The organism is Dapis hubbardiae BLCC-M172 (genome assembly GCF_050016015.1).
Classification (GTDB): Bacteria; Cyanobacteriota; Cyanobacteriia; order Cyanobacteriales; family Microcoleaceae; genus Trichodesmium.
This window is the reverse complement of sequence record NZ_JBNHEQ010000312.1, coordinates 1-9,187: the sequence shown is the minus strand read 5'-3', so window position 1 is coordinate 9,187 and position 9,187 is coordinate 1. Positions and strand designations below refer to the sequence as shown.

5 protein-coding genes are annotated in these 9,187 nt (G+C 34.1%); 4 read left to right on the top strand and 1 reads right to left on the bottom strand.

Going from position 1 to position 9,187, the window contains the following annotated elements:
• The first annotated feature begins 623 nt into the window (after nt 1-623).
• The 3 genes from ACP6PK_RS29180 (at nt 624) to argH (ending at nt 4,166) form a co-directional block, all read left to right on the top strand.
• Nucleotides 624-2,039, top strand: coding sequence for a PP2C family protein-serine/threonine phosphatase (locus ACP6PK_RS29180; RefSeq protein WP_426564958.1), 1,416 nt, complete (start codon nt 624-626; stop codon nt 2,037-2,039).
• Between the two features lie 240 nt (nt 2,040-2,279).
• On the top strand, nt 2,280-2,519 hold the full coding sequence (locus ACP6PK_RS29175) for a hypothetical protein (protein ID WP_426564956.1): 240 nt from the start codon (nt 2,280-2,282) through the stop codon (nt 2,517-2,519).
• Nucleotides 2,520-2,777: 258 nt separating this feature from the next.
• Nucleotides 2,778-4,166 (top strand): argininosuccinate lyase, encoded by a 1,389-nt coding sequence (argH, locus tag ACP6PK_RS29170; protein WP_426564954.1) that lies wholly within the window; start codon nt 2,778-2,780, stop codon nt 4,164-4,166.
• Between the two features lie 97 nt (nt 4,167-4,263).
• Here the strand turns inward: argH and ACP6PK_RS29165 are convergent, their stop codons facing one another.
• Nucleotides 4,264-4,446: a hypothetical protein gene (locus tag ACP6PK_RS29165; RefSeq protein WP_426547281.1), complete on the bottom strand. Its 183-nt coding sequence runs from the start codon at nt 4,444-4,446 to the stop codon at nt 4,264-4,266.
• A gap of 2,058 nt (nt 4,447-6,504) precedes the next feature.
• Between ACP6PK_RS29165 and bioF the strand changes: the two genes are divergently transcribed.
• Nucleotides 6,505-7,686, top strand: a complete 1,182-nt coding sequence (gene bioF / locus ACP6PK_RS29160; RefSeq protein WP_426564952.1) for an 8-amino-7-oxononanoate synthase — start codon at nt 6,505-6,507, stop codon at nt 7,684-7,686.
• The last annotated feature ends 1,501 nt before the right edge of the window (nt 7,687-9,187 follow it).

Here is a 9,187-nt window from a genome sequence, read left to right as displayed (position 1 = left end):
TATTGTACCTAACTACATAGAAAAAAATTAGTAAATCTCAAGAATAAAACTATTATGTTGAAACTATCAACCTAAATTTACTTCCGAATTTATCCGAAAAATATTGTACCTAACTACATAGAAAAAAATTAGTAAATCTCAAGAATAAAACTATTACCTAGAGAAACTTCAAATCAAAAAAAACTTAAGAACAAAAATACAAGCATTAAGCCATCAACTATTACCTATTCACGGATAAATTGTAGAGGAGGTAAAAGGAATTGAGAAATTGATGGAAAATTAAAAGCTACTGCCAAATTTACCTTCCTTTTGCTGATAGCTGACTACTAGAAGCTGAATGTTTAGAGAAAAACAACTTATAAATTATAAATTATGAAGTCAAACTATAGTTAATTACTGAATCATGTACAAAACTTAATTAGCAGAGCTACCCCAAATATTCCAACTTGCAGCCAGAAAAATTGTAACTAACAAAGCTAATAAGTATAAAATAGCTTCTAATCAAAATTATTAACGAAGCCACAACTGAGGAAAGCAAGAAATGCCATAATTTCAAATAATCAAATAACACAAACATTAACCATCAATAAACTTTCATCAATCAACCTATCAATAAAAAAATTATGACTGTAGTGCCTGTGTATCGAAACTCCCCTGAACCCACTGACCATATTGCCACTGGCAACTCCTCACCAATAACATCTGTATATGCTCTGCAAGAAATGGTGGCCCGTTTACATAAAGAACAACAAAATGTTAATGATTTATTAAGTTCTCTAGGCTTTGCCTTGCGTAGCTTCAATAATCTAAATCAGTTTCTAGAATTGATTCCACTCATGGGCTGTCGAGTAACCGATGCTGATGGTGGGGCATTAGTATTATTTAAGCCAAATGGACAGATTAGATTCCAACAATTACACTGTCAAGAAGGCCAACAATGTCAAGATATTCGACAAGCATTGGAAATAGCAACTCGTCAATTGATTACAGAAACAACTTTACCTGCCGAATTACAGGAAGTCCCTATTCAAACGGCGAGTCTAGACTATCAAGTTAGTGACTATCTAGGAAATGACGTTCAATTATTTGGCACATCAATTCTAGTCAAGAACTCAGAACGAGGTCGTCTATATGTATTTAGTCATAACCCAGAATATGTTTGGACACCAGCAAGACAAAAATTAATTCGCCTAGTAGCAGACCAGACCGCAGTAGCGATCGCCAACGACGAACTATCTACCTCCTTAAGAGAGAAGGAACGTTTGGACCGAGAGTTAGAAATAGGGGCAGAAATTCAACTGCGACTATTACCACCAGAATGTCCAGAAATTCCTGGTATTGCTCTTGCAGCTCGTTGTCAAACAGCAAACCGAGTAGGAGGAGACTATTATGACTTTATCCCCTCTAACTATGACCAGGTGAACTCCAAGCACAAAAAACAGGAACCCTGTAAGTGGAGTATTGTGATTGGAGATGTAATGGGTAAGGGGGTACCTGCTGGTTTAATTATGACTATGACCAGAGGAATGTTAAGAGCGGAGGTATTAAACCGTCACTCACCAGCACAAGTGCTGCAACATTTGAACCAAGTTATGTACACCGATCTGGAAACTTCCCATCGGTTCGTGACTTTGTTTTATTCAGAGTACGACCCAGAAACCCGAATTTTGTCCTATAGTAATGCTGCTCACCATCCTCCCATGTTGTGGCAAGCTGCTAGTAATTCTATTGTGAATTTGGATACTCTGGGAATGTTAATTGGTTTGGAAGTAGATTCTGAATATAATCAAGCACAAGTACAACTTCATCCAGGAGATACTATCATTTATTACACAGATGGGTTTACAGATGCAGCTAATAAGCATGGTGACCGTTATGATGATCTTAAGTTAAGTCAAGCCTTCAAATTTGCCTGTCAAAATTATCAAGAACCACAAGAAATATTAGATTATTTATTTGAGGAGGTCAAACAATTTGTGGGAGAAGGAAATCATAATCCAGATGATATGACTCTAGTGGTAATGAGAGTACAAAGTTAATTAATAATTAATCATTAGGGTTGGCTGAAAAAATTAGAGTGTGGGAAGGGTGGGGAAATAGAATTTGGTCTGCCCAAAATGCTAAACTAAATTTTTGCAGCTCTAGGAGCTGAAAACCAGGTACTTTTTTTAACCAAAATAAAGACTTTAGTTTTTATCTATTAGTGCTTTGAGATTTAATCAGTATAGCAATAATTATATTTCCATCAAATACGTTATATTTAGAGAGAATAATTCTAGATGCTAGAGCATATAATTACTCTAAAATTAAACTTGAATCTAATCAATAACTACAGTAATTTTTTAAGTTTGTTAGAAGTGAAAGTGTTGTATAGTTGGCAACTTTTTGCTCAACAAGTTGATGTAGACTTATGGGCAGATGTACAAAAAGCTTGGAACAACTTTATAGAATGTGGTCAGGGATGGGCACTATTAGTTGGTCTGATAATTGGTTGGATGGTTAAAAGTATTTTGCCATAATGTTAAGCATTCAGCTATCAGCTCTCAGCAATAAGTAGCAATAACACCCTGTTTTTAAGGCTATTTCAACCAGCGAATTAAACCACAAAAACAACGAGTTTGAGTTGTCAACCCATACAATATAAAGCTAATAGTTAACAAAGTTCCCCCACAGGAGGAAAGCTGACGACTCAATACTAAAAATAAACTTCAGTATTTCAAGTCTCTAGCAGCATCTGCGAGGAACTGATAACTGATAACTGATAACTGATAACTGAAATGACGCAAGATAAACAAACCTGGAGCCAAAGATTTGAAAAGGCGTTGCATCCTACTATAGCTATATTTAATGCTAGTATTGGCTTTGATATTGAATTGATTGAACACGATATTAATGGTTCGGTAGCTCATACAAAAATGTTAGCTAAAACAGGTATTATTTCTGTTGAGGAAGGGGAAATATTATTGACGGGTTTAGAACAAATTCGTCAAGAATATCGATCAGGAAAGTTTCATATAGTTGAAGATGCTGAAGATGTTCACTTTGCTGTAGAAAAAAGACTTACAGAAATTACTGGAGATGTAGGGAAAAAACTACATACAGCTAGGTCGAGAAATGACCAAGTAGGAACTGATACTAGACTTTATCTCCGAGAACAAATTGAACAAATTCGGATTTTATTGAGGAACTTTCAAAAAGTTCTCTTGGAATTAGCTGAGTGTAATATTGAAACTTTAATTCCTGGTTATACTCACCTACAAAGAGCGCAACCTTTAAGTTTAGCTCATCATCTTTTGGCATATTTTCATAAGGTGGAAAGAGACTGGGAAAGGTTGGGAGATGTTTATCGTCGGGTGAATATTTCTCCTCTTGGTTGTGGTGCTTTAGCAGGTACAACTTTTCCTATTGATAGACACTATACTGCTGAATTATTAGGGTTTGAAAAACCTTATGCTAATAGTTTAGATGGGGTAAGTGATAGAGATTTTGCTATTGAATTTCTCTGTGCAGCTAGTATAATTATGGTGCATTTAAGTCGTTTGGCAGAAGAAATAATTTTATGGTCTTCTGAAGAGTTTAGATTTGTTACTTTAACTGATGTTTGTGCTACAGGTTCGAGTATTATGCCACAAAAGAAAAATCCTGATGTACCAGAGTTAGTGAGGGGAAAAACAGGTAGAGTTTTTGGGCATTTACAAGGTATGTTAGTGGTAATGAAGGGTTTGCCACTAGCATATAATAAAGATTTGCAAGAAGATAAAGAAGGTTTATTTGATACTATTAAAACTGTTAAAAGTTGTCTAGAAGCAATGACAATTTTATTGCAAGAAGGTTTGGAATTTAATAGCGATCGCCTCACAGAAGCAGTAGCAGAAGATTTTTCTAATGCTACGGACGTGGCAGATTATTTAGCAGCTCGTGGTATACCTTTCCGAGAAGCTTATAATTTAGTAGGTAAGGTTGTGAAAACTTGTATTTCTAGTGGTAAATTACTCAAAGATTTAACTTTAGAAGAATGGAAAGAGTTACATCCTGTATTTGCAGAAGATATTTATGAAGCGATCGCTCCTTACCAAGTAGTATCTGCAAGGAATAGTTATGGTGGAACAGGTTTTGCACAAGTAAAAACAGAAATTGCTATTGCTAAGGAGAAATTTATAGTTTAATCTAATTATTAAAACCTAGATTTGAGAAATAGAAACTCAAATCTAGAGTTTTTAGATCAAAATTCCTATCTATAGAATTTTGAGCAATCAAAATATACTATTCTTCTACAGCACCAGCACTCTCTTCTGAATTTTGATCGTTACCATTTTGATTATTGCCAGATGCAAACTTAGATGAATATCGCTTCGAGAAAAAACCTGTCTTTTTTTTACGAAACTTGCGTGCGTAAGCCTGATTACGTTGTGCCTTCTCTTTTTTTGGATTGCGGCGTTTAGCCATTATTACCTCACTAATTGACATCCTTCCGAAGCCTATATATGGGGAATAGCTTCTAAAAGGTTGACATATTTTCTAGCTTGTTAGCCTTAGTTTCACTAACAAAATCCTGTAGAATAATATCCTAATTTTACAGTTTAAACCTCAAAAAAATTGGTTCTCTGTTAATTGATGATTAGAGTTTTTCCATGTACAATTATTTCTGTACACAACCCCATAACTCTAGTTTTCAAGGTCTTTGCGCTACAGTTAAGTAGCGATGTTTTTAAAGCGGTTGAATACTTTACGGTATTCTTAAGTATAACAAAAATATAATAATAAAGTAATCCCATTAGGGGAAAGACTTTATAAGAAATTTTGCGGTAGACTAAGGTATGTCATAAGATTCCTAAATTTCACTCCAGGGCAATTTCTGCTTTATAGAACCTGCCCTCCAAAATCAATTCTTTTCAGGTCTTACAGTCATTCCACAGTAGGTCGCAAATAAATAGTTTATCCCACAGATTTAGCATAAGCTTACCATAGGGACTGCTAGTCTACCACCAAAAACATCTTAGTATTATAGTATTTGTTTTCTAATTACGCAACAGTTTGTCCACCATTTTCATAGAATACCAAGTATAGCCAAACCCATAGCTCTTTTATATAACCCATTTAGATTGTATTTAAAATAGATAGGAATTACGCACCAGACCATATATATAGCGTTAAAAACTGTAACGTTATAGTTTTTGAACTCTATCTATAGTAGCTTTGCCTAAGTCCTGATAGAGATGTTTCATTAATGGATAATTACCTCTCCCTATTTAGGGAGAGGATTGACACTTAAAGAAAAAAAATTTATTTTCTTGGTGGATTAGAGATAGCGAGGTTTCCTGGGCATCTCATCCTAAGGTGATGCTCCGCAAACGACCGCTTTTTCCCCTTGAAAGGGGAGGCTAATAAAGCTGAATGATTTAATTAATAATTACTCATTGTTAATTATTCGGTAAATAAGAAAAAAGACAAAATAATTGGGTAGTGGTGTACAAGTAGTGATTTTTGCATTTTTACTCCTTACGGTGAAAGGATTTTACTTATAAATATCACTACATCTACAGGATTACCAATAATTGTTTTGTCAATCCTCTTTTTTTAAGAATAGATAATTATTAATTATTTACCAGACTACTGAAAAGATTGGGTGAAGATCCTCAGTTTTTAGAATCAGGTTTTTATAAAAAATATCTCTCAAAACAAAATATTTGAAAAAGCTATAGCAATTCCCAAAAAGAGTGAGGTACAAAATTCCTTGGTTTTAGGGAGTAGGGAGTAGGGAGTAGGGAGTAGGGAAGATCAGGAAATGGGGAGTAGGGTAAGAGAAAAACAACTGTACCTCAGAAAGAGTGAGAAACGCTATATAGCAATTCTCATACTTGTGAGTTTAATAATTACCTCTTCTTATAAAGAAGAAGATTGGCTAAAAAGAATTTTTTTTCTTCTCTTGGTTGATTGGATATGGCGTTAACGTTAGCGCAGCTCCTCTGGAAGAGGCAGCTCCTCTGGAAGAGGCAGTGGCTCTGCAAGAGAGGGATACCTCGCCATCCCTTAACTGCTTTTTCTCCATGAATAGATAGGCTTTATACCTTAATTTTTAGGTAAATTTTTTAGCTTTGGCAAGTAGAAAATTAGAGGAATATGAAGATCAGAAAAATAACTATACTTCATCAATGTGGAAATTGGTATAACAAATTTTTTAATAAGTAAGTATGATAGACTTCGCCTACAGATAAAATTTTAGATTACAGTTCTCAGTATTAATCAGGTAAAGTATTTTTTCTATTCTGTATTTTCCTCAAAAAATAACTTTTTTGCCAAATAAAAATTAGCAAAGTCATAGTAGAATAATTATTCTATATTTCCCCAGATTATAGAGGTTTTCACAAAGGTAGACACAAAAAATATTCCCTCTTCCTTCTTCATTTAAACCCAAATCTCTGTACTCTAAAAAACATGAAAACTGCTATAAATAACTTATAAATAACCATTAACATTAAACATAACTAAAATAAATTATAAACAATGCAAAATAATCCCTACACTTGGATAGAGCAAGCCCTATCAACAATAAATAGAGCTAATTGGTATCGTTCCGTCAAAACTATTGAAAGTCTTCCTGGTGCAATAATTAAAATAGAAGGGAAACAACTCATCAATTTTGCAAGTAATGATTATTTAGGATTAGCAGGAGATGAACGTCTAATTGCAGCAGCTATTGAAGCAACAAAAGAATTTGGCACTGGTAGTACAGGTTCCCGTTTATTAACAGGTCATCGAGAAATACATCAAGAATTAGAACAAGAAATATCTAAATTAAAACAAACAGAAGCAGCATTAGTATTTAGTTCAGGATATTTAGCAAATATAGGTGTAATATCTTCAATAGTCAGTCAACGTGACTTAATTTTATCAGATAAATATAATCATTCTAGCCTCAAAAATGGAGCCATTCTTAGCGGTGCAAAAATTGTCGAATATAGTCATAACAATATTCAAGATTTGACAAATAAACTAGAACAAGAACGAGAAAATTATCGTCGCAGTTTAATAATTACAGATAGTGTTTTTAGTATGGATGGTGACTTATGTAAATTGCCATTATTATTAGATTTAGCAGAAAAATATAATAGTATGCTCTTAGTAGATGAAGCTCATGCAACAGGAGTCTTTGGAATTAATGGAGGTGGTTGTGTTGAACATTTTAACTGTACAGGAAAAGAACTAATTCAAATTGGTACTTTGAGCAAAGCATTAGGAAGTTTAGGAGGCTATGTTGCTGGCTCAAAAAAATTAATAGAATTTCTTAGAAATAGAGCGCCGAGTTGGATATATACCACAGGTTTAACTCCTGCTGATACTGCTGCAGCTTTAACAGCTATAAAAATTCTTAAAAAAGAGCCAGAACGTCGTTTTAAACTATGGCAAAATGTGGAGACTCTCAGAAATTTACTAGAAACAGAAAATCAACTTTTTTGCAGAGGGAAAAAAATATCAAATTATGAATCACCAATTATTTGTTTTCCCCTGAAAAATGCAGCTGAAGCATTAGAAGTGGGAGAAAAGTTAAAACAAGTAGGAATATTTGCTCCTGCCATTCGCCCACCTACTGTTAATACCAGTCGCATTCGTATTTCGCTAATGGCTACTCACGAAACAACTCATCTTCAGAAATTAGTAGCAACATTAATTAATTTTAATAAGTGAGAACAAATGGGAATAGGAAGGGGGAATAGACAGTTGAGGAGAAGTTGAAACATATCTGTTTTTTTCCTCCGATATGGGAAAGACTTAAAGACAATTATATCTAAATTTGGTACACTAATTCTAGCCTATCGGTGCAAAAAAAATTAAACCTTAATTCGTAATTTTGTACTTCAAAAACTATTTGAAAATTTCTCCCTCCTGTATTTCATATACCACCGAATTGGGTATATATTTTTCGATTAATAGAAGCTTACTAGACAGTGCAAAGTTCCTAGAATAGCTATTGCTAGCAATGGCTATCAGCGGTTCCAAAGTTAGAAACCTGTATTCACTATTATATATGCTCTAAGTTTTTACCAATAATACTTTCAGTTAGACAAGTAAATCGTTTTTTAGAAGAACTTTGTACTCTCCAGAAGCTTAAATAAAGTGAGCATTTCCTGACGGAATGCTGCGCAAACAGCCGTCAGCTAGCCTCTTGCCTCCTGCGGAGGATCTGCGCTAACAGAGGAGCTTGGCTAACAGCTATAAGTTATTAATTCATTATCTGATTATTTTAAAAAAATAAATTAGTATTCAAGGAGAATTCAAAGTTACTACTAAAGCATACTCCTTTAACCTGAGAAAGAATTGAATTATTCATTATTTCATTATTTCATTATTTGCTGTTAACGCAGTTCCTCCGCAGGAGGCTTGCTGACCGCTAATAGCTGAATACTTACTAAAGATAAAGACAGAAGGCATAGCAATTTTTGGGTAGGTATGTAGTGAATTTTTTCCTTTAAAATAATGCAATACAAAATTTGATAGAGATGTCTTCACTATCTTTGGCAATAACAATTTTAACGCACTACTTTAGCTCAAATGCTCTAGTAGGAAAAATGATAAATAGCCTCTAATACCAATTTAATCAAATATTGCTACAGTCACTGCACAGGAAACATACAACAGGCAACAGGTAAAGAAAAAAATAATAAAAAAGAGTAAAAAAGGTTGAATTTTTACAATTTATGGGATTTATAAAGTTGTTTATTCTAGGAATAAATCACAACTTAATATGTAACTGCCTTTTTTGAAGTTAATATAATACTAAGTGAGAAAAAAAATGTAACGAATAGTAAGGGCGATCAAAAGATTTTACACGAAATTTTCTTTTGAGAAGTAAACATGATTTACGGCTTAAAAAATGGTATTGAACTAATTCCTATGGGACTCCTTTAAGGGCGATTTTCTACGGAATGCTCCTAATTACGCGTTTACGTTTGCAGAGCATTCCGAAGGAAAGTATTCTGGAACGGAAATCGCCCCTAATACTCCTGACTCCTAAAAATTCCCCTAGCTATTTGTAGCAAAAATTTATCAAATTTGTATTACGAATAATCAGGATATAGCGTTTCTCACTCTTTCTGAGGTACAGTTGTTTTTCTCCTAACCTACTCCCCATCTTCCCTACTCCCTACTCCCTACTCCCTACTCCCTACTCCCTACTCCCTACTCCCTA

What these genes read in the sequence shown, in the direction of transcription:
- ACP6PK_RS29180 (WP_426564958.1), top strand. Translation starts at nt 624, where the DNA reads ATGACTGTAGTGCCTGTGTATCGAAACTCCCCTGAACCCACTGACCAT.
- ACP6PK_RS29175 (WP_426564956.1), top strand. Translation starts at nt 2,280, where the DNA reads ATGCTAGAGCATATAATTACTCTAAAATTAAACTTGAATCTAATCAAT.
- argH (WP_426564954.1), top strand. Translation starts at nt 2,778, where the DNA reads ATGACGCAAGATAAACAAACCTGGAGCCAAAGATTTGAAAAGGCGTTG.
- ACP6PK_RS29165 (WP_426547281.1), bottom strand. Translation starts at nt 4,446, where the DNA reads ATGGCTAAACGCCGCAATCCAAAAAAAGAGAAGGCACAACGTAATCAG.
- bioF (WP_426564952.1), top strand. Translation starts at nt 6,505, where the DNA reads ATGCAAAATAATCCCTACACTTGGATAGAGCAAGCCCTATCAACAATA.